This window comes from uncultured Tenacibaculum sp., assembly GCF_947504135.1.
GTDB lineage: Bacteria > Bacteroidota > Bacteroidia > Flavobacteriales > Flavobacteriaceae > Polaribacter.
This window is the reverse complement of sequence record NZ_CANNGG010000001.1, coordinates 364,019-389,083: the sequence shown is the minus strand read 5'-3', so window position 1 is coordinate 389,083 and position 25,065 is coordinate 364,019. Positions and strand designations below refer to the sequence as shown.

The 25,065-nt window shown below is 32.6% G+C and carries 21 protein-coding genes and 2 tRNA genes; 10 read left to right on the top strand and 13 right to left on the bottom strand.

Annotated features, from left to right (window positions below; genetic code table 11):
- Positions 1-19: 19 nt before the first annotated feature.
- Positions 20-1,048 carry a zinc metalloprotease gene (locus Q0663_RS01790; protein WP_299005416.1) on the bottom strand — a complete coding sequence of 343 codons (1,029 nt, stop codon included), beginning with the start codon at positions 1,046-1,048 and terminating at the stop codon, positions 20-22.
- Positions 1,049-1,455: 407 nt separating this feature from the next.
- Between Q0663_RS01790 and Q0663_RS01785 the strand changes: the two genes are divergently transcribed.
- Positions 1,456-2,157, top strand: coding sequence for a Bax inhibitor-1 family protein (locus Q0663_RS01785; protein ID WP_299005413.1), 702 nt, complete (start codon positions 1,456-1,458; stop codon positions 2,155-2,157).
- 64 nt (positions 2,158-2,221) lie between these two features.
- Here the strand turns inward: Q0663_RS01785 and Q0663_RS01780 are convergent, their stop codons facing one another.
- Entirely contained in the window at positions 2,222-3,433 is a 1,212-nt protein-coding gene (locus Q0663_RS01780; RefSeq protein WP_299005410.1) for an aminotransferase class V-fold PLP-dependent enzyme, read from the bottom strand.
- A gap of 92 nt (positions 3,434-3,525) precedes the next feature.
- Here Q0663_RS01780 and Q0663_RS01775 point away from each other — a divergent pair, with 92 nt between their 5' ends.
- Both Q0663_RS01775 and Q0663_RS01770 read left to right on the top strand, forming a co-directional pair.
- A complete protein-coding gene (locus tag Q0663_RS01775; protein ID WP_299005407.1) occupies positions 3,526-4,851 on the top strand; it encodes a serine hydrolase in 1,326 nt (441 codons plus the stop codon).
- Positions 4,852-4,854: 3 nt separating this feature from the next.
- The gene (locus Q0663_RS01770; protein WP_299005404.1) at positions 4,855-5,196 is read left to right on the top strand and encodes an SdpI family protein; all 342 of its coding nucleotides are present in this window, start codon (positions 4,855-4,857) and stop codon (positions 5,194-5,196) included.
- Positions 5,197-5,277: 81 nt separating this feature from the next.
- Here the strand turns inward: Q0663_RS01770 and Q0663_RS01765 are convergent, their stop codons facing one another.
- Positions 5,278-5,952, bottom strand: coding sequence for an SCO family protein (locus Q0663_RS01765; RefSeq protein WP_299005401.1), 675 nt, complete (start codon positions 5,950-5,952; stop codon positions 5,278-5,280).
- A gap of 159 nt (positions 5,953-6,111) precedes the next feature.
- On the opposite strand from Q0663_RS01765, the gene rseP reads away from it, so the two are divergent.
- Positions 6,112-7,458 (top strand): RIP metalloprotease RseP, encoded by a 1,347-nt coding sequence (rseP, locus tag Q0663_RS01760; RefSeq protein WP_299006318.1) that lies wholly within the window; start codon positions 6,112-6,114, stop codon positions 7,456-7,458.
- A gap of 76 nt (positions 7,459-7,534) precedes the next feature.
- On the opposite strand, the gene Q0663_RS01755 is transcribed toward rseP, so the two are convergent.
- From Q0663_RS01755 to Q0663_RS01745, 3 genes are read right to left on the bottom strand one after another with little or no spacing between them, the layout of a single operon-like run.
- Positions 7,535-9,343, bottom strand: a complete 1,809-nt coding sequence (locus Q0663_RS01755; RefSeq protein WP_299005398.1) for a lysophospholipid acyltransferase family protein — start codon at positions 9,341-9,343, stop codon at positions 7,535-7,537.
- Positions 9,344-9,394: 51 nt separating this feature from the next.
- The gene (locus Q0663_RS01750; RefSeq protein WP_299005394.1) at positions 9,395-10,648 is read right to left on the bottom strand and encodes an aspartate kinase; all 1,254 of its coding nucleotides are present in this window, start codon (positions 10,646-10,648) and stop codon (positions 9,395-9,397) included.
- Entirely contained in the window at positions 10,635-11,117 is a 483-nt protein-coding gene (locus tag Q0663_RS01745; RefSeq protein ID WP_073182454.1) for a GNAT family N-acetyltransferase, read from the bottom strand. Before Q0663_RS01745 ends, Q0663_RS01750 begins: the two co-directional genes overlap by 14 nt.
- 146 nt (positions 11,118-11,263) lie before the next feature.
- Here Q0663_RS01745 and fbp point away from each other — a divergent pair, with 146 nt between their 5' ends.
- Both fbp and Q0663_RS01735 read left to right on the top strand, forming a co-directional pair.
- Positions 11,264-12,298: a class 1 fructose-bisphosphatase gene (gene fbp, locus Q0663_RS01740; RefSeq protein WP_253055493.1), complete on the top strand. Its 1,035-nt coding sequence runs from the start codon at positions 11,264-11,266 to the stop codon at positions 12,296-12,298.
- A gap of 311 nt (positions 12,299-12,609) precedes the next feature.
- Positions 12,610-13,218, top strand: a complete 609-nt coding sequence (locus tag Q0663_RS01735; RefSeq protein ID WP_299005380.1) for a superoxide dismutase — start codon at positions 12,610-12,612, stop codon at positions 13,216-13,218.
- Between the two features lie 52 nt (positions 13,219-13,270).
- Here Q0663_RS01735 and Q0663_RS01730 read toward each other — a convergent pair whose 3' ends face one another.
- Positions 13,271-14,419: a cystathionine gamma-synthase gene (locus Q0663_RS01730; protein ID WP_299005377.1), complete on the bottom strand. Its 1,149-nt coding sequence runs from the start codon at positions 14,417-14,419 to the stop codon at positions 13,271-13,273.
- A gap of 45 nt (positions 14,420-14,464) precedes the next feature.
- A complete protein-coding gene (locus Q0663_RS01725; protein WP_299005375.1) occupies positions 14,465-14,920 on the bottom strand; it encodes a DinB family protein in 456 nt (151 codons plus the stop codon).
- 118 nt (positions 14,921-15,038) lie between these two features.
- Here Q0663_RS01725 and Q0663_RS01720 point away from each other — a divergent pair, with 118 nt between their 5' ends.
- Positions 15,039-15,386 carry an arsenate reductase family protein gene (locus tag Q0663_RS01720; RefSeq protein ID WP_159488909.1) on the top strand — a complete coding sequence of 116 codons (348 nt, stop codon included), beginning with the start codon at positions 15,039-15,041 and terminating at the stop codon, positions 15,384-15,386.
- 94 nt (positions 15,387-15,480) lie between these two features.
- Here Q0663_RS01720 and Q0663_RS01715 read toward each other — a convergent pair whose 3' ends face one another.
- The 3 genes from Q0663_RS01715 to Q0663_RS01705 form a co-directional block, all read right to left on the bottom strand.
- A complete protein-coding gene (locus Q0663_RS01715; protein WP_299005361.1) occupies positions 15,481-15,963 on the bottom strand; it encodes a DUF4252 domain-containing protein in 483 nt (160 codons plus the stop codon).
- A gap of 255 nt (positions 15,964-16,218) precedes the next feature.
- Positions 16,219-16,289 (bottom strand) — tRNA-Gln (locus Q0663_RS01710).
- Positions 16,290-16,384: 95 nt separating this feature from the next.
- Positions 16,385-16,455, bottom strand: a tRNA-Gln gene (locus tag Q0663_RS01705).
- A 217-nt stretch (positions 16,456-16,672) separates the two neighbouring features.
- Between Q0663_RS01705 and Q0663_RS01700 the strand changes: the two genes are divergently transcribed.
- Entirely contained in the window at positions 16,673-19,786 is a 3,114-nt protein-coding gene (locus tag Q0663_RS01700) for a DUF2723 domain-containing protein (protein WP_299005358.1), read from the top strand.
- 4 nt (positions 19,787-19,790) lie between these two features.
- Positions 19,791-20,420, top strand: a complete 630-nt coding sequence (locus Q0663_RS01695; RefSeq protein ID WP_299005355.1) for a polysaccharide deacetylase family protein — start codon at positions 19,791-19,793, stop codon at positions 20,418-20,420.
- Here the strand turns inward: Q0663_RS01695 and Q0663_RS01690 are convergent.
- Positions 20,417-20,710, bottom strand: coding sequence for a co-chaperone YbbN (locus Q0663_RS01690; protein WP_299006316.1), 294 nt, complete (start codon positions 20,708-20,710; stop codon positions 20,417-20,419). The two genes, Q0663_RS01695 and Q0663_RS01690, sit on opposite strands and share 4 nt — an antisense overlap.
- Before the next feature lie 88 nt (positions 20,711-20,798).
- On the bottom strand, positions 20,799-22,022 hold the full coding sequence (locus Q0663_RS01685) for a metallophosphoesterase (RefSeq protein WP_299005352.1): 1,224 nt from the start codon (positions 22,020-22,022) through the stop codon (positions 20,799-20,801).
- A 172-nt stretch (positions 22,023-22,194) separates the two neighbouring features.
- On the opposite strand from Q0663_RS01685, the gene polA reads away from it, so the two are divergent.
- A complete protein-coding gene (gene polA, locus Q0663_RS01680; RefSeq protein WP_299005349.1) occupies positions 22,195-25,017 on the top strand; it encodes a DNA polymerase I in 2,823 nt (940 codons plus the stop codon).
- Positions 25,018-25,065: the final 48 nt, after the last annotated feature.

The window sequence follows — 25,065 nt, the reverse complement described above, 5'->3', positions numbered from 1 at the left end:
TAAAAGACTTTGGTTTTTTCTAGTTTAACATAGAAGCTCTTGCACCACCTGAAGCAAATAAAGCTCTCATTCTGTTACGTTGACCATCTGTAAACATATACATACAAGCATCGTTTGTATAATCCATATAGTTCATTGTCATATCAGCAGATTTACAGCTAACGTCTGGATACGTTGGACACCCGTAGTTTGAAGCATCAGAAGATGGAGTATCAGCTACGAAATCGTCTTGACGACATCTTCCGTCTCCCCAAATGTGACGTAAATTTAAGTAATGACCAACTTCATGGGTTGCAGTTCTTCCCATATTATATGGAGCAGAAGAACCTCCTGGTAAAGTTCCTGCTAATAACACTACACCATCTGTAGATAAAGAACCTCCTGGAAATTGAGCATATCCTAAGATACCTCCTCCTATTTCACATACCCAAACATTTAAGTGTGTTTCTGGTGTAATTGGAGGATAAGCAGCCTTAACAGCATCGTTCGTTCCCCAAGATGACCTAGAGTCATCATGCCTAAAAGTACCTGCTAATGTAAACTGGATTCCTGTATCAGTTGCATCGTTGATAAAATCCGATGCCCCAGAAGGAAGTTGATTTGTATTTGGATTACTAAAGTCGTCATTCAATACATTCATTTGTGCTTGAATTTGAGAATTTGTAACACTATTAGAGTTTGGTAAAACAATATGTACATATACAGGAATATTAATAGTTCCTAAACCATCTTCTATTGGAGCTACATCTACATCTCCTCCAGTACTTCCTCCCCTTGGTTTACCTTTCTTTGTTGTTATTTTTCTTGTAGCATACTCAATATCATACATTTTTTTGTATAACCCTGGGTTTTCTTTTACTTGCCTGTTTAAAACTCTCATTGAGTGGCATTGTTCTGACCCTCCTCTATGAGAAACTTCTTCTGTTTCTACATAAAAGTCACTCATATCAATTGATTCTTGAGGGGCTAAAGCTTCGTCTTTAGAGTTTTCCTGACATCCTACTAAAAATGAGGCTACTACAGCTAGTGTTAAAAAAATTCTTTTCATGTTGTGAATAATTAAAAAATTAGTTATTGATAAAACTGCCCATAAGGCAATAAATTTGTTAAAAAACTCAAAAAAAGATATCATCAATTATATTGTTAAATACCTGTAAATTTGATAGTTATTTGAAGGTTTTTTTTACAATATGCAATATATGATTTTTTTTAAACGCTAGATAAAAGTTAAAAAAAAGTTAATTTATTAGGTTTTATCACTTGGGAGCCTGCATTTATTAACAATATAAAAATGTTAAAACTTAACAAAAACAATAAAAAAACGTCAATTTTAAACAATAAAAATTTTAAATACGACATTTTTAACACATTTAAATTGTATTTTCTACAACATGGAAAGATAAATTTAAAATCACCTAAAAAACATATATTTACATCTAGTTAAAAAAATAATTTATGCAAAACTCATTTGAACCAAAAGTGCTTGTTGCACAAGTTTCAGAAGCTGACAGAATAGCTTTTTACAAAAAGACCTACACACACGTTGCTGGTGGTGTATTATTATTCGTTTTGTTTGAATATTTATTTTTACAAAGTGCTACGGTTGTTGAATTTGCTTTATCAATGACCCAAGGTTATAAATGGTTATTGTTACTAGGTGGTTTTATGTTAATTACAAACTATGCAGAAAGTACTGCCTTAAAAACTTCTGACAAAAACTTACAATACTTAGCCTATTCAGGGTATATCTTTGCTGAAGCTTTTATTTTTATCCCTCTAATTTATATTGCCATTTCTTATACCAACAACTTTGATATTATAAAACAGGTAGGAATTGTAACACTTGCTTTATTTGTTGGAATTTCATCCATCGTTTTTATTACCAAAAAAGACTTTTCTTTTATAAGAGCTGGATTATCTGTTGGATTTTTTATCGCTATCGGATTGATTATAGCCGGAGCTTTATTCGGGTTTAACTTAGGATTATGGTTTTCTGTTGGAATGTGTGTGTTAGCTGCTGGTTCTATTTTATATCAGACATCTAACTTAGTTCACAAATTCTCTACAGATGATTATATTCCAGCAGCATTAGGGTTATTTGCTTCTTTAATGTTGTTGTTCTGGTATGTACTACAGATATTTATGTCGAGAGATTAACAAGAAACTATCATAAACAAAAAAGCCTCCATTTGGAGGCTTTTTTTATGTCTTAGTTATTATACTAACTTAACATCATTTGCGCTTTCTTAACAGCATTTACCAATACATCAACTTCTTCTTTGGTATTATAAAAAGAAAAAGAAGCTCTCACTGTTCCTGGAATACAATAAAAATCCATAATAGGTTGTGCACAATGGTGACCTGTACGAACAGCAACACCTAACTTATCTAAAATAGCTCCAACATCATACGGGTGTATTCCTTCTAAATTAAAAGAGATAACAGATGTTTTGTTAGTTGTTCCATAGATTTTTAATCCATCTATTTTTTCTAATTCTTGCGTTGCGTACGATAACAATTCGTTTTCTTGCTTTTCTATGTTGTCAAAACCAACTGAATTCATATAATCTACAGCGACTCCAAAAGCAATTCCTCCGCAAATATTAGGTGTACCCGCTTCAAACTTGTGAGGCAATCCTGCATACGTAGTTTTTTCAAAAGTTACAGTTTCAATCATTTCTCCACCCCCTTGGTATGGTGGTAATAATTGCAACAATTCTTCTTTACCATATAGCATTCCAACACCTGTTGGCCCACACATTTTATGAGCCGAAGCCACATAAAAATCGGCATCTAATGCTTGTACATCTGGTTTTATGTGCGGTACTGCTTGTGCACCATCAATCAACACATAAGCACCAAATTTGTGTGCAGCATGAATAATTTCTTTTATTGGATTAATTGTTCCTAATGCATTAGATACATGATTACAAAAAACTAATTTTGTTTTTGGATTCAATAATTCATGGTATAAATCCATGCGTAAAGAACCATCTTCATTCATTGGAATTACCTTTAAAATAGCTCCTGTTTTTTCACATAACATTTGCCAAGGCACGATATTAGAATGATGCTCTAAGGCAGAAACAATTATTTCATCTCCTTCTTGTAAAATTGATGCGAAACCAGATGCTACAATATTAACTCCATGTGTTGTTCCTGAAGTTAAAATAATTTCATACGAGTGCTTCGCATTGAAATGTTTTTGAATCTTAATTCTGGCTTCCTCATACTTATCAGTTGCTTCCTGACTTAATGTATGTACACCTCTATGAATATTTGCATTATAATTAGAGTAATAATCTACAATAGCGTCAATTACTACCTGTGGTGTTTGCGAGGTTGCTCCGTTATCTAAATACACTAATTTTTTCCCATGTACTTCTCTATTTAAAATAGGAAAATCAGCTCGAATTTTATCTATACTAAACATGTAAAATATCAAATTTAGCACAAAGGTAGGGCTTGCGTTTCAAATACAAACATCAAACAATTAAATTCTTACATTTGCTAGAAACCTCTCACATGAAAAATTTTAAAAGAATCCTTTTTCTTATTTTAATTGCCCTTGTAATTACTATTTTTTATAACTATCCAAAGCTAAATATTCTTGCAGGATACTCCGCTAAAAACACAGCTTCTTCTGTATTTCTAGCAGGAAGAAGTTTAGAGTTTACCGATGCTAATGATAATAACTTTTCTCCTATAAATATTACTTCTGATAAAATTAATACAGAAGAAAAATCAGCTACTGGCTCTGTGTATGGATTGCTAAAAAGAAAAGCTATTTATAGAGAAGGCCTTGGAGCTGTTTTGGTTACTAATGATTTTGATATTACCAAACCTCAACTTACTCCAAAACGTTCTGAACCTGATAATATCACTCCTTTTCCTTATGGAAATGCAGATCATAAGGACACTATTTTCACTAACATTGATTATACAAAACTAAACGAAACTATTGATACTATTTTTAATGATAGAAATCAAACACGCTCGATAGTAGTGGTATATAAAGACAAGATTATTTTTGAAAAATATGATACTGGTTTTACCAAAGAATCGAAACAGTTAGGTTGGTCTATGACCAAAAGTATTACAGGTACTTTGTTTGGAATTTTAAAATGTCAAGGGAAAGTTGATGTTCAAGAAAATAACTTGTTTTCTGAATGGAAAAACGACGATCGTAAAAACATTACGATTCATAATTTACTACAAATGAATTCTGGTTTGGAATGGAATGAAGACTATAACACTATTTCAGACGCTACTAAAATGTTGTTTTTAGAAAAAGACATGACCAAAGTTCAAATTAATAAACCATTGGTAGGAAAACCAAACGAAACTTGGAATTATTCTTCTGGAACTACTAATTTACTCTCTGGTATTTTACGAACAAAATTCAACACACAACAAGAATATCTCGATTTTTGGTATAGTGGTTTAATTGATAAAATTGGCATGAATTCTATGATAGTTGAAACCGATATGAGTAATCATTATGTAGGTTCATCATATGCTTGGGCTACTACAAGAGACTGGGCTAAGCTTGGATTATTATACCTACACAACGGTGAGTGGAATGGTGAGCACCTTTTTGATAAAGATTGGTTTGATTATGCTACAAAACCTACACCAACTTCTGATGGTTCTTACGGAGCACAAATTTGGTTAAACGCTGGTGGAAAATTTCCTGATGCTCCTAAAAATATGTATTCTTTTAACGGTTATAAAGGTCAAAATGTATTTATTTTGCCTGATCAAGATTTAGTGGTAGTTCGTACCGGACTTACCAAAAATGCCGATGTAAACTCCTTGTTAAAAGGGATTGTAAATTCTATTAAACATTAAAACATGAACCCTATTTATTATGTGCTTTCTATAAACGGAGTGCTTTTTTTATTCAGTATTATTTTTCATTTTTTCCCACCAAAAGAAATCAATGCGATTTACGGTTACCGTACTAATAAAACCATGAAGAATGATACTGTTTGGCAATTCGCTAATTCTTTTTTTACTAAGGAGTTTATGAAATATTCAGCAATTTCGTTAGTTGCAGCTTTGGTTTTAGCTTACTTATCAAAAGAATTAACATGGCAACCAATGGCAATTATGTTATTATCATTAGCTGTATCTGTAGTTAAAACAGAACAAGAAATTAACAAGAATTTTGATGAAGACGGAAATAAAAAATAAACTAAATTCTACTATAAACTAAAAGACCTTGATGTTAAGCTTAACATCAAGGTCTTTTACTTGTGAGTTTTTTGTAATCTCCTATTTGTACTCTTCTTTTAAAAGAGTAATATCATCAATAATTTTCTGCATATTTTCTTTTTTAGTTCCATCATACGAACCTCTTATGCGTCCTTCTTTATCAATTAACACAAAATTCTCTGTGTGAACCCAATCACTTTCTCCGCCATCACCTTCATCCAATACAGCAAAATAGTGTTTACGTGCTAAGTTGTAAATATGTTTCTTCTTTCCTGTAGTTACATTCCATTTTCCATCAATCACCCCTTTTTCAGTAGCGTACTTTCGTAATTGTGGAACGCTATCCATTACTGGAGTCACGGAGTGTGATAAAAACATGATGTCGTCATCATTTTTATAATGCTCTTGCAACTCACTCATATTATACGCCATCGCAATACAAATAGTTTGACAACGGGTAAAAAAGAAATCGGCTATATAAATCTTTCCTTTATAATCAGCATTCGTAATCGTATCTCCATTCTGGTTAATTAAGGAAAACTCACCTACTCTATGGTTTTTTGTTCTGTTTCTTACAGAAGCATCCACCAATTTAGGGTTAATATCAGCAGGGTTATAAATAGGTAATTTGTTATCAACTTTTACCAAATGATAAAAAACAGGAACTCCAATAGCACAAAAAACTAAAATAAAAATTAAGGTGCTTTTTGATTTTTTAAAGAATTTAATATCCACAGTACTAAAATTTTCTACAAAAATACGACTAAAAACAGCGTTTATAAACCACTATCCTAAAAACTTTGTTAAAACCAAAGGCTAACTTACGTGCAAACTTTTACAACTGTTGTTAAAAACGTACATTTGTCAGATTTTAAATTTAGACGAACACCATTTATGGAGATTTTAATAAAAGCATCACAGTTTATTTTAAGCTTATCGCTCTTAATCGTTTTGCACGAATTAGGACACTTTATTCCTGCCAAATTATTCAAAACCCGAGTAGAAAAATTCTATCTGTTTTTCGATTATAAATTCTCTTTATTTAAAAAGAAAGTAGGAGAAACTGTTTATGGTATTGGTTGGATTCCGTTAGGGGGGTATGTTAAGATTGCTGGAATGATTGATGAAAGCATGGACACTGAGCAAATGCAAAAGCCTGCTGAACCATGGGAGTTCCGTTCTAAACCAGCATGGCAACGTTTAATTATTATGTTAGGTGGTGTTTTTGTAAATTTTGTCTTAGGTATTTTAATATACATCTGTTTGATGTGGGCTTATGGTGAGAAATACCTACCAAATGAAAGTTTAAAAGATGGCGTTTGGGTTCAAGACCAATTAGGAAAAGACTTAGGTTTAGAAACAGGAGATAAAATTTTAACTATTGACGGTCAAAAAATTGAAAAATTTAGAGAGCTTCCCTTAGAATTTATCAACGGGCATAATTATACTATAGAAAGAAATGGAACCGTTCTAGAAAAAGAAATTCCTACAGACTTTATTTCTAAATTAGTTGATAGAAGTAAAGATGCTGGTGCTTTTCTAAGCTACAGAACACCTTTTGTAATAGGACAAGTTCCTGAAGATTCTCCAAATAACAAAAGTGGATTACAAAAGACAGATATTATAACTTCTATTAATGGAACACCAATAACCTATTTTGATCAAGCTCAAGTTGAACTAGATAAAAATAAAGGTCAAGATGTAACTATTACCGTTAAAAGAGATAACCAAAATGTGAGCCTTCCTGTAAAAGTTACTGAAGAAGGAAAATTAGGTGTTGTTATTGCTATTTTATCTTTACCAGATTTAGAAAAGTTAGGATATTACACCTTAGCTGAAAGAAGTTATTCTTTTGGAGAAGCTATTCCTGCAGGAGCAAACAAAGCTTGGACAACCCTAACTAACTATATTAAGCAAATGAAAAAGATTTTAAATCCGAGTACAGGTGCTTACAAAGGTTTAGGAGGATTTATTTCTATTGGAAGTATATTTCCTTCTGAATTTAGCTGGGAAACATTCTGGAACATTACAGCATTCTTATCAATCATGTTAGGTTTTATGAATTTATTACCAATTCCTGCGTTAGATGGTGGTCACGTTGTATTTACCTTATGGGAAATGATTACGGGTAAAAAACCAGGTGATAAGTTCTTAGAGTATGCTCAAATTACAGGATTTATCTTATTAATAGCATTACTACTATTCGCAAACGGAAACGATATATTTAGGCTATTCAAATAGCCTTGTAAACTATAAATAAAAAAGCATCGTACTGAGTACGATGCTTTTTTTATGCTGTGTTTTAAACTTAGTTTCTTTACTTATTTAAGTTTTCTGCTGCACGACGTTCTAATTCTTCTTGAAATTCTTCCATAACAGGCTTTACTGTGCTTTCTGGTATATCTGCTACCTTTATATACATTAACCCATCAATAGCGTTATTAAACTTCGGGTCTACGTTAAACGCTACTAAACGAGCATTCTGTTTTACATACTTTTTAATCAATACCGGAATACGTAACTCTCCTGGTTCAAGCTCGTCAATAATTTTATCAAACTTTTGCATGTCTGCCTCAGTAGCATCAAATACAAAGTCTTTATCAGCATCTTTCAGCTTCACCTTAAACTCTTTCTTCGGACGAATATATTGCGCTACATATGGATCGTAATAATGCGATTTCATAAACTCAATCATTAACGATTTTGAGAATTCAGAAAACTGATTACTTATACTTACTCCTCCCATTAAATATTTATGTTCTGGGTAACGTAGTGTAACATGTACAATTCCTTTCCACAATAAGAACAGCGGCATTGGTTTTTGTTGATATTCTTTAATAATAAAGGCACGTCCCATTTCAATGGTTTTTTCCATCATTGGGTATAATTCTGGCTCTATTCTAAATAATGTTTGAATATAAAAACCATTTATTCCGTGTTTCTTAAAAATATCTTTTCCTAAGCCCATTCTGTAGGCTCCAACCAATCTGTTTTGTTGGTCATCCCATAAAAATAAGTGGTGATAATATTTATCAAATCTATCTAAATCGATAGGCTTATTTGTCCCTTCTCCTACTTCTCTAAACGTAATTTCACGTAAACGACCTATTTCATGTAAAATATTTGGTATTTCTTTTGCGCTAGCAAAAAACACTTCATAATTTTTACTTTGCAATAGTCTACTTCCTTTTTCTCGTAAAGCATCAACTTCTTTTACAAATAACTCTGATGATTTTTGAGAAGTGATTTTTTTAGCTTTCTTCGGAATTTTTAAATTGTGTGTTGACAATATCTTTGGAGATGCTTTCTCATACGGATTCGCCAACATATACGTTTTTCTACGTAAAAACTGGTAAAAATCAGGTATTTCAGTAAATGAATCTTGGTCTTTTACTGAAATTGGTTTACCAATTCTTACTTTGATAACTCTATTTTTCTGAGATAATAATTCTGACGGAAGCTTTGCTGTTCTTAGCGTATCACTAATTTTAGATAATGTATAAAACAGCTGACTATTTTTAGCGTGAAAATAAATAGGAATTACAGGTACTTTCGCTTTTTTAATTAAGCGTACTGCTCCTTGTTCCCATTCTTTATCTACCATTAATTTTCCATCACGATACGTAGATACTTCTCCCGCTGGAAAAAGCCCTAAAGGCTTTCCTTCTCTTAAATGTAATAAGGCATTTTTAATTCCTGCTACACTCGATTTGGCATCCTTATGATTCTCAAAAGGATTTACTGGCATTACATAAGGCTTTAAAGGCTCTATTCTATGCAGTAAAAAATTTGCTATAATCTTGTAATCAGTTCTATGCTCTAATAAGAGTTTTAATAATAAAATACCATCTATCCCTCCAAGCGGATGGTTAGAAATTGTTATAAAAGGTCCTTCTTTAGGAATACGTTTTAAGTCTTCTTCAGGAATTTCAAACTCTATTTGAAACTCATCAAGCAAACCGTTTAAAAAAGGTAAATCTTTTTTGTGCTTGTGCTTGTTATAAATTTCATTGGCGGTAGAAATTCGCAAAACTTTCATCAGCAACCAACCTGAAAACGTTCCGAAAACGCCGAACTTGTCGGCTCCTATTGCTTTTGCAACTTCTTTAGGTGTTACTAATCCCATACATAGTTATCAATTGACATAACTGCAAATATAATCGATTTTTTACAAGCTTTACATGTTTTCTTGAATCACTAACTGTGCAGTTTCAGTATTTATTTGACGAATGATTGATTTTCCTCGTTTTCTTATTGTTTTTATCGCTTCATCATTAAAGTGACGAATTGTGTATAAAGTAGTGTCTTTATAAGCTCTAATTTTGTAAGCGCCTTTTAAATCATTGTAAAAATTCTCAAAATTATTGTACTTATCTTCTATACAAACAGAAAAACTAATCGCTGAATTCTGAATTAGGTTTACTTTTAAATTATAGTCGTGTAGCTTTTTAAAGACATCACTAATATTATCTTCTACCATAAAAGAAAAATCTTTTGCTGAAATTGCTACTAAAATTTGATTTTTCTTTACGATAAAACACGGAACTTCTGGTGTTATTTTTTTACCTCTTCCAACACATGTACCTAATTTTGTAACATCTTCAAACGAACGTACATATAACGGAATATTTTTTTGTTCTAATGGCTGAATTGTTTTTGGGTGAATTACTGAGGCTCCGTAAAATGCCATTTCAATAGCTTCTGTATACGAAATTTCTTGTAATAAAGCTGTTTCTGAAAACACTCTAGGATCAGCATTTAATACTCCTTGAACATCTTTCCAAATAGTAACACTATCAGCATCCAAACAATACGCAAAAATACCTGCGGTATAATCGGAACCTTCTCTTCCTAACGTTGTTGTTTCTGCACCAAATCCTCCTAAAAATCCTTGTGTAATATTTAGTTTAGATACATCAACTTTTTCTTTGATTTGTTGCTCGGTTTGCTCCCAATCAATTTTAGCATCACGGTAAGTTCCATCTGTTTTTATGTACTCTCTTACATCTAACCATTGGTTCTCTACTCCTATTTCAGACAAATAAGCACTTACAATAGTAGTAGATAAAAACTCTCCAAAACCAACCATTTGATCGTACACGTAGTTATAATCTTTAGAAGTGTTTCGAGCCATAAACCCGCTTAATTCACCAAATAAATGATTTACTTTATTGTATACTTCATGATTTGGACTGAACAAATCGTTCAACATATTTTGATGAAAGTTTTCTACAAACTTCAAAGAATCTTTAAGACTTTCTTTTTTATAGAAATAATCATTAACCACTTGCTCAAAAGCATTGGTCATTTTTCCCATGGCAGAAATTACAACCAACGTATTTTCTGTACCTTCATGTTGCAATACTTTTGCAACATTTTTTACTCCATTCGCATCTTTTACCGATGCTCCTCCAAACTTAAATATTCTCATTACAAAATTGTTCTAAGCTTTGTTCATTCATATGGCATACTCTCCACTCATCATATACCGTTGCTCCTGTACTTTTATAAAAATCAACAGCCCCTGTATTCCAATCTAATACTTCCCACGCCACTCTTTTGCAATTGTTTTTATGTGCATAATTCATAACAGCACTATACAATGCTTTTCCTGCCCCAATACCTCTTTTAGATTGCGTTACCATGAGATCTTCTAAATGAATTGCTTTTCCTTTCCATGTAGAATAGCGTTCATAAAACAACGCCATACCTATAATCTTATTATCTTCTTCAGCTACAAAGGTTTTAAACTTCGGTTTTTCAGAAAAACCATCTTTAATAATATCTTCTACCGTAATTTTAACCGCGTTGGGTTCCTTCTCAAAAACAGCTAATTCGACGATTAAATCTAATATAGCTTGAGCATCTTTTTGCTCTCCAGGTCTGATAATAAAACTCATTTCTTACTTTTTTTGGTAAAGATACTTCTCTTAAAACTTTCTGATAAAACAAATGAAAAATTAAAACACATCATATTTTTTTGTTGAAAATTTTAAAATACTAAATAAAAGTTGGCATCTTTGTACGCACAACACAAAAATTTGACATGAGTAACAAGCATATGACGCTGGGTGAGTTTATCATCAGCAAACAAAAAGACTTTAAATATTCTTCTGGTGAATTATCTCGCTTAATAAATTCTATCCGTTTAGCTGCTAAAGTTGTAAACCACGAAATTAGAAAAGCTGGATTGGTTGATATTACTGGAGCTGCGGGTGATATTAATGTACAAGGTGAAGCACAACAAAAACTAGATGTTTTAGCCAACGATTTATTTAAACAAACATTGATTAATCGTGAAATTGTTTGTGGCATTGCTAGTGAAGAAGAAGACGACTTTGTTGTGGTTGAAGGTCAAAACAAAGCCAACGAAAATAAATATGTGTTGTTAATGGATCCTTTAGACGGATCATCTAACATTGATGTAAATGTTTCTGTAGGAACTATTTTTTCTATTTACAGAAGAATTTCTCCTGTTGGAACTCCTGTAACTAAAGAAGACTTTTTACAAAAAGGTAGTGAACAAGTAGCTGCTGGGTATGTAGCTTACGGTACCTCAACCATGTTAGTGTTTACTACTGGTAATGGAGTGAATGGATTTACCTTAAATCCTGCCATTGGTACTTTTTACTTATCGCACCCAAACATGAGTTATCCTGAAATTGGTAGAATTTACTCAGTAAGTGAAGGGTATTTCACACATTTCCAAGAAGGAATGAAACGTTTCTTAATTCACTGTAAAGAATTAAACGAAGCAGATAACCGTCCGTACACAGCGCGTTATATTGGCTCGTTAGTTTCAGATTTTCATAGAAATATGATAAAAGGTGGTGTATATATTTATCCTGCTACTGCTATAACACCAAAAGGAAAGTTACGTTTATTATACGAATGTAATCCTATGGCGTTTATTTGTGAGCAAGCAGGTGGTAAAGCTTCTGATGGTTTTACTCGTATTTTAGATATTAAACCTACCGAGTTACACCAACGCGTACCTTTTTATTGTGGTAGTATACAAATGGTTGAAAAAGCGGAAGAGTTTATGACTAAATTTTCATCTGATGATAAACCAAACTATTAATCGTGGTAAAATGGCTTGTAATATTAATCTGTTTAATATTAGCAATAGGTTCTTTTTTAAAAGATAAAAACCTAGCTATTAACATACATGACACGTATTTTGTTATGAGTTATTGGCATTTAGCTATTATTATTTCAAAAATAATAGGAGTTATTACCTTACTACTATTCATCAAGTCAAAAATTAAATAATAGTTATTATTTATACTCAAATAAATTATCCATAAGGCAAACAGTTGTTTGCCTTATTTTTTTGGGTTAAATTTACATTCGGAAAAACGAAAAAATTAATCTATTAAAAAACAAATAATTATGGCTTTTAACTTACCAGAATTAGGATACGCTTACGACACTTTAGAACCACATATAGATGCTAGAACTATGGAAATTCACCATAGCAAGCACCACAACGGATATACTACTAAATTAAATGCTGCTATTGAAGGTACTGATTTAGAAGGAAAATCTATCGAAGATATTTTAACTAACTTAGACATGAACAACGCTGGTGTTCGTAACAATGGTGGTGGTTTTTACAATCACTCTTTATTCTGGACAGTAATGAACCCAGAAGATAGAGGTTATTTATCTGGAGAATTAAAAGATGCTATCGAAGCTGAGTTTGGTTCAAAAGAAGCGTTTATCGATGCTTTTTCTAAAGCAGCTGCTACACAATTTGGTTCAGGATGGGCTTGGTTATGTGTACACAAAGGAGGTAAAGTAGAAGTTTGCTCTACTCCTAACCAAGACAACCCATTAATGCCTGGTGTTACTTGTGGTGGAACTCCTATCTTAGGATTAGACGTTTGGGAACACGCTTATTACTTAAACTACCAAAACCGTCGTCCTGATTACATTGAAGCTTTCTTTAAAGTAATCAACTGGAACGAAGTAGAAAGAAGATATGCAGAAGCTAAATAATTTTAGCTCTTGCAGTATAGAAAAACCGAAGTACAATGTATTTCGGTTTTTTTTATTTAGAAAGTGCCTGCTCTAAATCGGTCAATAAATCGTCTATATCTTCTACTCCAACACTCAATCGTATTAAAGAATCGGTAATTCCTATTTTTAAACGATCAGCTTCAGGAATTGATGCATGCGTCATCGTTACTGGGTGACTTACCAAGCTCTCTACTCCTCCTAGTGATTCTGCCAAGGTGAAAATTTTAGTATTTTCTAAGAAAGATAAGGCTGCTTGTTTACTCTCATCTTTCAAACGGAAAGAAACCATGCCTCCAAAATCATCCATTTGTTTTTTTGCTATTTCATGATTTGAATGATTCTCTAACCCTGGATAAAATACTTCGCTTACTTTTGGGTGTTCAGATAAATATTGTGCTACTGCTTTTCCATTTTCACAGTGACGCTGCATACGTAAGTGTAAGGTTTTTACTCCACGTAGTGCTAAAAACGAATCCATAGGTCCTGCAATAGCTCCTGCTGCAAACTGAATAAAATGTAATTGTTCTGCAAGTTTAGCATCCTTTACCATTAAAGCTCCCATCACCAAATCAGAATGCCCTCCTAAATATTTTGTTGCTGAATGCATCACTATATCAACTCCCAAATCTAACGGACGCTGTAAATAAGGGGTTGCAAACGTGTTATCAACAGCTACTAGAATATCTTTATTCTTTGCTTTTACTGCTTTAGTGATTTCCTCAATATCCGCAATTTTCATTAGCGGATTGGTTGGTGTTTCAATCCAAATGAGTTTTGTTTTTTCAGAAATAGCATTGGTTACATTCGCTACTTCATTCATATCAACATACCGAAATTGCAATCCGTATTTTTCAAACATATTGGTAAACATTCGATATGTTCCACCGTAAATATCATCTCCTGCAATTACCTCATCACCCGGATTTAAAGTTCTCAACACACAATCTATCGCTGATAAACCGGAAGAAAAAGCAAATCCGTGTGTTCCATTTTCAAGAGCAGCAAATGCATTTTCTAAAGCAGTTCGGGTTGGATTTGCTGAACGTGAATACGCATACCCTTTGTTCACACCTGGACTCGACTGTGCGTAGGTTGATGTTTGAAATATAGGAGGCATTACTGCACCTGTAGCTTTTTCAGGTTTTTGACCTCCATGTATTGTTTTCGTATTGAATTTCATCCGTTGACATTTTTTTCACCTGAATGCATACCAGATTCATGAGGTTTACACCAATTTGGTCAAATTCATAATAATACCTAAATGCATACCTTCGTGTAAATTATTAAAAGCCATAGCGCTTTCAAAAGAATCTATCACAAAACCTGTACTGGTTTCGTATTCTTCATACGTTTTAAAAATTTCTGCTTCAAAATCTTCTTGTAAAGTATCTGGTAACCCTATTAGCAATTCTTTTACTTCATCAAATTCTTCTTCAGTAAAATCTTTGGTTGGAAATGTTCCTTTTCTGTATCCTTCAATTAACTCATCAGGTGCTAAGCAATCCAATCCTGATAGTTTATAGTGTAGTAGTTGCTGTGTAACCACCAAGTGTGCTACATTCCAAGCAATGTTGTTATTAAATCCTTCTGGAATTATATGTAATTGTTCTAATGATAAACCTTCTATTCTTTTTAAAACTAAGTCTCTTGATCTTTTTAAAACTTCAAACTGTTTGTTCATTTTTCTACTTATTTTAGCTATTTCAAAGATACCTATTTAGCCATGAAAACCTGCAATGAGTGTTTGTTATTTAATGGTTAAAACCAAACTATAGCTAATACAATAAAAACGTAAACAGATGAAAAAAGTTTATTTTTTACAAACTTGTGATACTTGTCGAAGAATTTTAAAAGAAGTAAATATTGACGGATTTGAAAAGCAAGAAATAAAAACCAACCCAATTACAGTTGCTCAGCTGGAATCAATGCGCGAGTTAACAGACAGCTACGAAAGTTTATTTAATAAACGTGCTAAACTGTATCGAGAAATGGATTTAAAGAATCAAAATTTAACGGAAGCTGATTACAAACAGTATATTTTAGATGAATATACATTTTTAAAACGCCCAGTTTTTATTGTTGACAACCAAATTTTTATTGGAAACAGTAAGAAGGTAGTAGAAAGTTTGAAAGAACTTGTGGGTTAAATAACAAAAAACTCCGACTGTAAAAAGTCGGAGTTTTCTATAATGCTACTTTATATACTTCCCTTCGACTTCGCTTTGGGAACATAAATGTCTTTTAATTTGAAGCTATACTTTTGTTTTTTGTAGATGCTTCTACCATAGCTGATAACTCATCCATGGTAAGGTTGGTTTTAATTCCTAATAATACCATTTCATCACTTTTATCATGAACATTGACGATAATTTCTTTAATACGATCTTTTGTTTCTCTAAAATACAACGTTACCCTTTCCTTACCATCCTTTACTCTTACTAAAGTTTTTAAATTATTTCTTCGAGTATATTTTTTAAAATCTTTTTGTACTGAAGCCATGTTGTTATTGAACACCATAATTTTATAGTTTTTAGATTTCTTTAAGAAGACCCCAAACTTATCAGTATCTTCATCAGAGATGAATATATTGGCAAAAAAACTAGGAATATTTAAAGATACCTCTGCTCTATCTTTATTAGATTGGTAAAATGTTTTAAAGTTTTCTTTTTGCGCAAAAGAACTTAACACAAAAAGGCAGCAAAAGATGGTTGCAATTCGTTTCATAATAAGAGTGTTTTAATTGAAGACGATAGCTTTATGAATTTGTTACAAATAAAAACTATCGTCATTGCGAACGCAGTGAAGTAATCTATTATCTATTAACAGATAGCCACGTCGTTATCACTCCTCGCTATGACGTTTGTTATTATTATTGTAAGGTAGCTTTACCAAATACTTTAATGTATAACTATAGCTTACTAATACTCGTTACTAACTACAAACAAAAAAGCCTTAACTTATACAGTTAAGACTTTTTAGTTGGCCCACAAGGACTCGAACCTTGAATATCGGTACCAAAAACCGGTGTGTTACCATTACACCATGGGCCAATGTTTACAGTGCAAATATAAAAACAAAGTTTTATATTTAGAAATCATTAAACACTTTTTATAAAAAAATCCTCACGAAATTCGTAAGGATTTTGTTGGCCTACAAGGACTCGAACCTTGAATATCGGTACCAAAAACCGGTGTGTTACCATTACACCATAGGCCAATTGCTTATTGCGGATGCAAATATAAAACAAAATTATGTTTCAGCAAATTTTTTACACTTTTTTTCGTTTACTTCTTTTTTAACCTCTAAAATTTCATTTAACAGAACTTTATATGAGTGACTATTTTAGGGAAACTGTTAAAATTATATTTTTGTTTTCAACGAAAAAAACCATTAGTAATTAATACATTCGTACTTTATATCTAGATAAAAAACTATGACTGAGTTTAACTATAAAAAGTGGAACATCATTTTAGGATGGGTTTCGTTTGCAGTAGCGTTAATCACTTATACCTTAACTCTTGAGCCCACAGTGAGTTCATGGGATTGTGGAGAATACATCGCAACTGCTGTAAATTTAGAGGTTGGACACCCTCCTGGTGCTCCTTTATTTCAAATGTTAGGTGCTTTTTTCGCTATGTTTACTAGTGATCCTAGTCAGTTGGCTAAAATGGTCAACTTTATGTCTGGGTTAGCAAGTGCTTTTACTATCCTTTTCATGTTTTGGACAATTACCAATTTAGCTAAAAGAATGGCTATAAAAAATGGAAGGTTAGGTAATAATGAAGCTATTGCTGTATTAGGAAGCGGATTAGTAGGTGCTTTAGCGTATACTTTTTCAGATAGCTTTTGGTTTAGTGCTGTAGAAGGAGAGGTATATGCCATGTCTTCTTTCTTAATGGCGCTACTATTTTGGTTAGGGTTACGATGGGAAAGTGAATTAAATACTCCTAGAGGAAATAAATGGTTGGTATTAATTAGCTTTGTAGTTGGACTATCTTTTGGAGTTCATATACTATCCTTATTAGTAATTCCATCAATTGTTTTAGTATACTTTTTCAAAACATATAAAGACATCAACATAAAAACAACGGCAATTGCTACGCTAGTTGCAATATTAGTTTTAGCGTTTGTGTTTAAGTTTTTATTCCCTTTTACTTTAAAGTTCTTTAGTGCTGCTGAATTATTCTTTATCAACCAAGTAGGACTACCTTATAACTCAGGAACTATTATAGCAGGAATTGTTTTAATAGCTTTATTCTTTTACGGATTAAAATACACGCGTAAAAAGAATATGGTTACTGCAAACACTTTAGTACTTTCAGTATTATTCATAATGATTGGTTTCTCGTCTTGGTTAATGTTACCAATACGTGCGAATGCTGATACCATTATTAACGAGAACAACCCATCAAGTGCGCGTGAACTACTAGCATACTACAATCGTGAACAATATGGTGATGCAAATGTTTTTTATGATAATTACTATTCTGTAGCTTATGATAGAGAACAAGATGCCGAAAATCCATATAAAGACGACAAACCTAAATATGAAAAAATAGATGGAAAGTATGTTATTGTAAACAGGTATAAAAACGTACTTCCTAATTATTCTAGCAAACACAAAGGATTTATTCCACGTATGGTTAATCCTGCTTCTGAGCAACAATACAAAAGCATTGCTGGAATTCCTGCTCGAAGTAAAAGACGTCCAACGTTTTTAGAAAACATAAAATTCATGGTTGATTTTCAATTTGGATATATGTACGGGCGTTATTTTATGTGGAACTTTGTAGGTCGTCAAAACGATATTCAAGGACATTTAGACATTGAAAATGGAAACTGGTTAAGCGGTATTAATTTTATTGATGAAGCTCGCTTAGGCTCTCAACAAAATTTACCAGATGATGTAAAAAATAACAAAGGACGTAACACCTACTTCTTTTTGCCTTTCCTTTTAGGAATTTTCGGACTGTTATATCAACTTAACAGAGATAAAAAGAATTTTTATGTACTAACCTTGTTCTTCTTATTTACAGGGCTAGCTATTATATTTTACACCAACCCTAAACCATTTGAACCACGTGAACGTGATTATGCTGTAGTTGGTTCGTTTTATGTATTTGCTATTTGGATTGGTTTCGGGGTACTTGCTTTATATGATTATTTTAAAAAGTACGCCAACAAACGTGTGGTTGCCATTGCCACTTCTGCAGTTTCATTAGTTGCTGTTCCTGCATTAATGGGCTTCCAAAACTGGGATGACCATGATAGATCAGACCGCTATTTGGCTCAATTAAATGCGCAAACCTATTTAGAAAGTTGTGACCCGAATGCGATTATTTTTACCATAGGTGATAATGATACATTCCCACTATGGTATATGCAACAAGTTGAAGGAGTACGTAGAGATATTAAAGTTGTAAACACTAGCCTTTTTCAAACAGATTGGTATATCGATCAAATGAAAAAGAAAACATATACGGCAGATCCTATTCCGTCACAGTTAACACACGATCAGTACAAGTATGGAACCTTAGATATGGCATACTACTACCCACTTCCACAGTTAAAAGATTCTTTACTTAATATAAAAGATTTTATGCGTTGGATAGCTAGTGATAATGATGCTACTTATTTAGACGCAGGAGATGGCGCTAAGGAAAAATTTTATCCAACCAACAGAATTCGTATTCCTGTTAACAAAGAAAATGCTTTAAAAACTGGATTAGTAGCACAAAAAGATGCTGATAAAATGGTAAATTATATTGACATTACTGTTGATGATAGAGGTTTATCTAAAGCAAGACTTTTAATGCTAGACATTTTAAATAATTTCGACTGGAAGCGACCTATTTACTTTACTGGTGGTGCAAATGCTGATGAAGAATACATTTGGCTTAAAGACTACTTACAATTAGATGGAATGGCGTACAAATTAGTACCTATAAAAACATCTAATAAAGGACGAACAATTTTTGATATGGGACGCATAGATCCTGAAAAAATGTATAACAATGTTAAAAAATGGGATTGGAAAACAATCAATAACGGAGAAATTTACCTAGATGAGCAAAGTAAGCGTAACGCAATTTCATTACGTAATAACTTAATTCGTTTATCAGAAGAATTTTTACAGAAAGGAGATTCAGTAAATGCAAAAGACGTGTTAGATTTATCGTTACACAAAATGCCTATTAAAGACTTTGGTCATTACAACTTCTCTTTAGGCTATCCAGAATTGTATTATCGTATTGGTGATATTAATAAAGCTAGAGAAACTGCTGAAACCTTAGCTGATATTTTCCAACAGAAGTTAAAGTATTATAGCACATTTAATACTCAGGACATTGATTTAATCATCGATAATTTAGAAACAACTCTGTATATGTATCAAAACTTAGTTCAGCAAATTACTCGATATGACAAAGATGAAGATTATGGTAAAAAGTTTTTTGAAGATTATATAACACATGCTCGTCTATTTAGTCATTTAATGCCTGAAGAAGAGCCTGAACTTCCGCAAGAACTCGATACTATTAAACCTTAATTTAATGAGGTTCTATTTTATAAAGACACCACGTATACTTAAACGTTTATTCGCTAAATATACGTGGTCTTTTTTTTCTACTCAAAAAGAAATCTTTCTAACCTTTGATGATGGACCTATTTCAGAAGTAACAGAATTTGTACTTGACCAACTTCAACAATTCAATGCAAAAGCTACTTTTTTTTGTATTGGTGATAATATCCGAAAACACCCCACTGTTTTTTCAAGAATTATTAATGAAGGACATTCGGTAGGAAACCACACTTTTAATCATTTAAACGGCTGGAAAAACAGCAATACAACTTATATTAACAACATAAACAAATGCGAAAACTTATTATCGCATCAAAAAACAAAACTATTTCGCCCTCCTTACGGAAAAATAAAAAGAAAACAAGCCAAACAACTTCTTGCTAATGGTTATAAAATTATTATGTGGGATGTATTGTCAGCAGATTTTGACCCGACTATTACTAAAGAAAAATGTTTACAAAATGTACTCAGAAATGTAGAAAATGGAAGTATTATCGTTTTTCACGATAGTATAAAAGCTAACGACAAGTTATATTATGCGCTTCCAAAAGTTCTAGAGGAATTTTCGTTACAAGGTTATAAGTTTAAGGCAATTTCTTAAACAAACTGCTGAACTAAGCCTATTAACGTATTAGCGTCTTGCTCTCCAGTTTGACGCCATTTCATCTCTCCATTTTTATAAATCATAAAAGTTGGATTTCCTTTAACACGTAAGGCTTCTGCAAGAATTTCATTCTTGTTAATATCTATTTTAATCACCTTGGCTTTGTCTCCTAATGCAGCAGCTACATCACGAAGTGTATCTAAACTAGGTTCTAGTTCACTCCAATCTGCATAAAAATCGATTAACACAGGTTTGTTAATGCTTATAATTTCACCAAACTTTGTCATCTTTTGCATAAGTTTTATCAGTAAAGTGCCTAAAATTAGTAATTTTTTGTTAGGTAATTATTATGATAATCTTAAAAATACTGAAAAATCAAGCTTTTTTTAGCTCAATTACGGTAATTTCAGGCCAAATCCCCACTCTACCAGGAAAGGCATGGTAACCAAACCCTCTATTCACATTAATGTACCTATTAAACTCTTTATATAACCCTGCCCATTGTTTATAAACATATTTTGATGGGCTCCATTTTATCCAACCTGGAATTTCAATCCCAAATTGTAAACCATGCGTATGTCCGCTTAAAGTTAAATGATAATTAAAATCGTCTTGTTTTATTTTATATTCCCAATGACTTGGGTCGTGGGACAGTAAAATTTTAAAATCATTTTTACTTACCCCTTCTGATGCTTTTTTAAGATCTCCTGCTTTATTAAAGCCCTTTCCCCAGTTCTCTACTCCAATCAATGCTATTTTTTGTCCGTCTTTTTCAATGTATTTATGCTCATTTAATAATAATTCAAATCCTATTTTTGGATGAATATCTTTTACTGCTTTAAAATTTGCTTTTTTATCTTCTGGAGTTTTCCAATCAGAATAATCTCCATAATCATGATTACCTAATACTGAGTATTTTCCAACAGGTGCCTCTAACTTTGAAAAAACAGAAATCCAATCATCCATTTCGTGTGCAAAATTATTTACAATATCTCCCGTAAATAAAATCATGTCAGATTTTTGCTCGTTAATTAAATCTACTCCATATTTAATTTTTTCTTTATTATCAAAACTTCCTGAGTGAATATCGGTAATGTGAGATATGGTAAAACCATCAAAAGCTTCTGGTAAATCTTTAAAACTTAACTGGTATTTAAGCACTTTGTAATTGTATTTTCCTTTAAAAACACCATACAACATACTTGCAAACGGTAGTGCTGCCAGTCCTAAAGCTAGTTTTGATATGAAAGCTCTTCTACCAACCAAGTTTTTGGTTTCTTCTTTAAACAAAAATGAGATTCCTTTTTGAGACCATCTAACCACATCTTCTCCAAACATTAATAAAAAAATCACCACCTTAGGAACTAAAACAAGTAAAAGCATTCCCATTGCCCATTGAAACTCTCTTGTTTGCCCAGAACTTCTATCGTAACCAAAAATTACATAAAAAAAGTGTATGTAAGCTAATACCCCTATTAACAACCATCCATAACGAATAATTTTACTTCTTGTAAGTGTTTTTATTGCTTGAAAAGCATATGCTTCAAATACAATAATTATTGCGGATATTATAATAACTGTTACTAACCAACGTGACATCTATTTCATTTTTAAGGAGAAACAAAGATACTGCGATTCTTAAAATTGATTTTTAACATCTTGTTAAAGTTTTGTAGCTTTACCTCCAAAGTTCATAGAAACGATAGTTTTTCTACTTTTTCTGTAAACAAATCGATATCAACATTTTATTTCAATAGGCTTAAGACTTAACATGGCAAATCAAAAACGACTTTTTTTACTCGACGCGTATGCTTTAATTTTTAGAGGATATTATGCCTTTATTAAAAACCCACGTATCAACTCTAAAGGATTAGACACCTCAGCTATTATGGGGTTTACCAACTCTTTACTAGATGTAATAAAGCGTGAAAAGCCAGATTATTTAGCCGTTTGTTTCGACAAAGGAGGAAGTACTGACCGCGTTGAAGCTTTTGAAGATTATAAAGCAAACCGACAAGAAACACCTGAAGCCATTCGTTTAGCCGTTCCTTACATTGAAAAAATATTAGGAGCCATGAACATACCTGCCATTGTAAAAGAAGGGTACGAAGCCGATGATATTATTGGTACGCTGGCTAAAAAAGCTGAGAAACAAGGGCTACACACCTACATGGTAACGCCTGATAAAGATTTTGCTCAACTAGTTTCTGATAATATTTTTATGTACCGCCCACCTCGTATGGGAAATGGATATGAAAAGTGGGGTGTTGAAGAAGTGAAAACTAAGTTTGGTGTGGAAAACCCGTTACAAGTAATTGACTTTTTAGGAATGATGGGTGATTCTGTTGATAATATCCCTGGATTACCTGGTGTTGGTGAAAAAACAGCTAAAAAATTCATTGCTGCTTATGGTAGTATGGAAGGTTTGTTTGAAAACATCCATGAGTTAAAAGGAAAAATGAGAGAAAAAGTAGAAGCTAATCAAGAATTAGGCTTGCTTTCTAAAAAACTAGCAACCATTATGCTAGATGTTCCTGTTGAGTTAGAATTGGATAAATTGGTTTTTGAGCAACCCAATGTTGAAGCTACCAAAGAAATTTTTACTGAATTAGAATTTCGTCGTTTAACCGAAAATTTCTTAAAAACATTTGCTCCTTCTGAAGAAACTACTACCACGACTGAAAAACCTAAAACAACAAAGACTAGTGCCGCAGGTCAATTCGATTTATTTGCAGCTCCTGGTGGTGGAAGCGCTACTAAAGACACAAATATTAATGGCTTTAAAACCATTGAAAACACGAATCATTTCTATCAATTAATAAATACACCTCTTTCAAGAAAATTATTGTTAGAGAAATTAATGCAACAAAATTCTGTGTGTTTTGATACTGAAACAACTGGATTAAAAGCCTTAGAAGTTGAGTTGGTTGGAATTGCTTTTTCATGGGAAGCTGGTAAAGGCTATTATGTTCCTTTCCCTGAAAACCAAGAAGAAACAAAAACTACTCTAGAAGAATTTCGCACATTTTTTGAAGCCGAAACCATTGAAAAAATTGGCCATAATTTAAAATACGATATCAAAGTATTATCAAATTACAACATGCCTGTACAAGGGAAGTTGTTTGACACCATGATTGCGCATTACCTTATCAATCCTGATATGCGTCATAACATGGATGTGCTTGCAGAAACCTACTTAAATTACCAACCTTTTTCTATTACAGAATTGATTGGTAAGAAAGGTAAAAATCAACTTTCAATGCGACAAGTTGAGTTACCAAAACAAACCGAATATGCAGTTGAAGATGCAGACATCACCTATCAATTAAAAGAGCACTTTTCTAAAGAGTTGGAAAGTGGTAATGTTACCAAGTTATTCAACGAAGTAGAAACACCATTAGTTTCTGTACTAACAGCTATGGAAATTGAAGGTATTAATTTAGATACTAATTTCTTAAAAACACTTTCGAAAGCCTTATCTAAAGACATCTCACAACTTGAGCAAAACATATACGAACAAGCCGGTGAAGAATTTAACATTGCATCACCTAAACAATTAGGTCCTATCTTATTTGACAAGTTAAAACTAGTTGATAAACCTAAAAAAACTAAAACAGGGCAGTATTCTACAGCAGAAGATGTACTTTCTTATTTAGCGAAAGATCATCAAATAGTTGCTGATATTTTAGAATATCGTCAGTATAAAAAACTACAAAGCACCTATGTTGATGCACTTCCTAATGAAATTAACCCTAAAACTGGGAGAGTACACACTGTATACGCTCAGGCTGTAGCAGCTACAGGACGCTTAAGTTCTAACAATCCAAACTTACAGAATATTCCTATCCGTACAAAACGTGGGCAAGAAGTACGTAAAGCTTTTATTCCGAGAAATGAAGACTATGTATTGCTAGCGGCTGATTACAGTCAAATTGAATTACGAATTATCGCTGCTTTAAGTGAGGAAGAAACCATGATTAAGGCATTTAAAGATGGTGAAGATATTCACGCTTCTACTGCTGCAAAAGTATTTAATGTTCCTATTGAGGAAGTAACCCGCGAGCAACGTAGCAATGCTAAAACTGTAAACTTCGGAATTATTTATGGAGTTTCTGCCTTCGGATTGAGCAATCAAACCGATTTATCTCGTAAAGAGGCAAAAGAGTTGATTGACACCTATTATGCAACCTATCCGAAACTACGAAATTATATTTCTAAGCAGGTAGATTTTGCTCGTGAACACGGATACGTTGAAACCGTTTTACATCGTCGTCGTTATTTAAAAGACATCAATTCTCGTAATGCTATTGTTCGTGGTGCTGCAGAAAGAAATGCTGTGAACGCTCCTATTCAAGGTTCTGCTGCCGACATCATTAAACTTGCTATGATTAATATTTACAAGCGATTTGAACAAGAAAACTTCAAGTCGAAAATGTTACTACAAGTACATGATGAATTGGTATTTGATGCACATAAAGATGAATTAGATATTATTAAACCGATTATTAAACAGGAAATGGAAAACGCCTTTAAAATGAGTGTTCCGTTAGATGTTGAAATTGATACAGGAGCAAACTGGTTAGAGGCGCATTAATATATACTTCTAAGCTTTTTTACAAGTGTCATTTTGAAGTATTAGGTC

Excerpts from the sequence above, each read along its gene's own strand:
- Q0663_RS01775 (WP_299005407.1), top strand. The coding sequence starts at position 3,526 with ATGAAAAATTTTAAAAGAATCCTTTTTCTTATTTTAATTGCCCTTGTA.
- Q0663_RS01755 (WP_299005398.1), bottom strand. The coding sequence starts at position 9,343 with ATGGGATTAGTAACACCTAAAGAAGTTGCAAAAGCAATAGGAGCCGAC.
- Q0663_RS01730 (WP_299005377.1), bottom strand. The coding sequence starts at position 14,419 with ATGAAATTCAATACGAAAACAATACATGGAGGTCAAAAACCTGAAAAA.
- Q0663_RS01790 (WP_299005416.1), bottom strand. The coding sequence starts at position 1,048 with ATGAAAAGAATTTTTTTAACACTAGCTGTAGTAGCCTCATTTTTAGTA.
- Q0663_RS01780 (WP_299005410.1), bottom strand. The coding sequence starts at position 3,433 with ATGTTTAGTATAGATAAAATTCGAGCTGATTTTCCTATTTTAAATAGA.
- polA (WP_299005349.1), top strand. The coding sequence starts at position 22,195 with ATGGCAAATCAAAAACGACTTTTTTTACTCGACGCGTATGCTTTAATT.
- rseP (WP_299006318.1), top strand. The coding sequence starts at position 6,112 with ATGGAGATTTTAATAAAAGCATCACAGTTTATTTTAAGCTTATCGCTC.
- Q0663_RS01700 (WP_299005358.1), top strand. The coding sequence starts at position 16,673 with ATGACTGAGTTTAACTATAAAAAGTGGAACATCATTTTAGGATGGGTT.
- fbp (WP_253055493.1), top strand. The coding sequence starts at position 11,264 with ATGAGTAACAAGCATATGACGCTGGGTGAGTTTATCATCAGCAAACAA.
- Q0663_RS01690 (WP_299006316.1), bottom strand. The coding sequence starts at position 20,710 with ATGACAAAGTTTGGTGAAATTATAAGCATTAACAAACCTGTGTTAATC.
- Q0663_RS01695 (WP_299005355.1), top strand. The coding sequence starts at position 19,791 with ATGAGGTTCTATTTTATAAAGACACCACGTATACTTAAACGTTTATTC.
- Q0663_RS01685 (WP_299005352.1), bottom strand. The coding sequence starts at position 22,022 with ATGTCACGTTGGTTAGTAACAGTTATTATAATATCCGCAATAATTATT.
- Q0663_RS01720 (WP_159488909.1), top strand. The coding sequence starts at position 15,039 with ATGAAAAAAGTTTATTTTTTACAAACTTGTGATACTTGTCGAAGAATT.
- Q0663_RS01785 (WP_299005413.1), top strand. The coding sequence starts at position 1,456 with ATGCAAAACTCATTTGAACCAAAAGTGCTTGTTGCACAAGTTTCAGAA.
- Q0663_RS01770 (WP_299005404.1), top strand. The coding sequence starts at position 4,855 with ATGAACCCTATTTATTATGTGCTTTCTATAAACGGAGTGCTTTTTTTA.
- Q0663_RS01735 (WP_299005380.1), top strand. The coding sequence starts at position 12,610 with ATGGCTTTTAACTTACCAGAATTAGGATACGCTTACGACACTTTAGAA.
- Q0663_RS01715 (WP_299005361.1), bottom strand. The coding sequence starts at position 15,963 with ATGAAACGAATTGCAACCATCTTTTGCTGCCTTTTTGTGTTAAGTTCT.
- Q0663_RS01725 (WP_299005375.1), bottom strand. The coding sequence starts at position 14,920 with ATGAACAAACAGTTTGAAGTTTTAAAAAGATCAAGAGACTTAGTTTTA.
- Q0663_RS01750 (WP_299005394.1), bottom strand. The coding sequence starts at position 10,648 with ATGAGAATATTTAAGTTTGGAGGAGCATCGGTAAAAGATGCGAATGGA.
- Q0663_RS01745 (WP_073182454.1), bottom strand. The coding sequence starts at position 11,117 with ATGAGTTTTATTATCAGACCTGGAGAGCAAAAAGATGCTCAAGCTATA.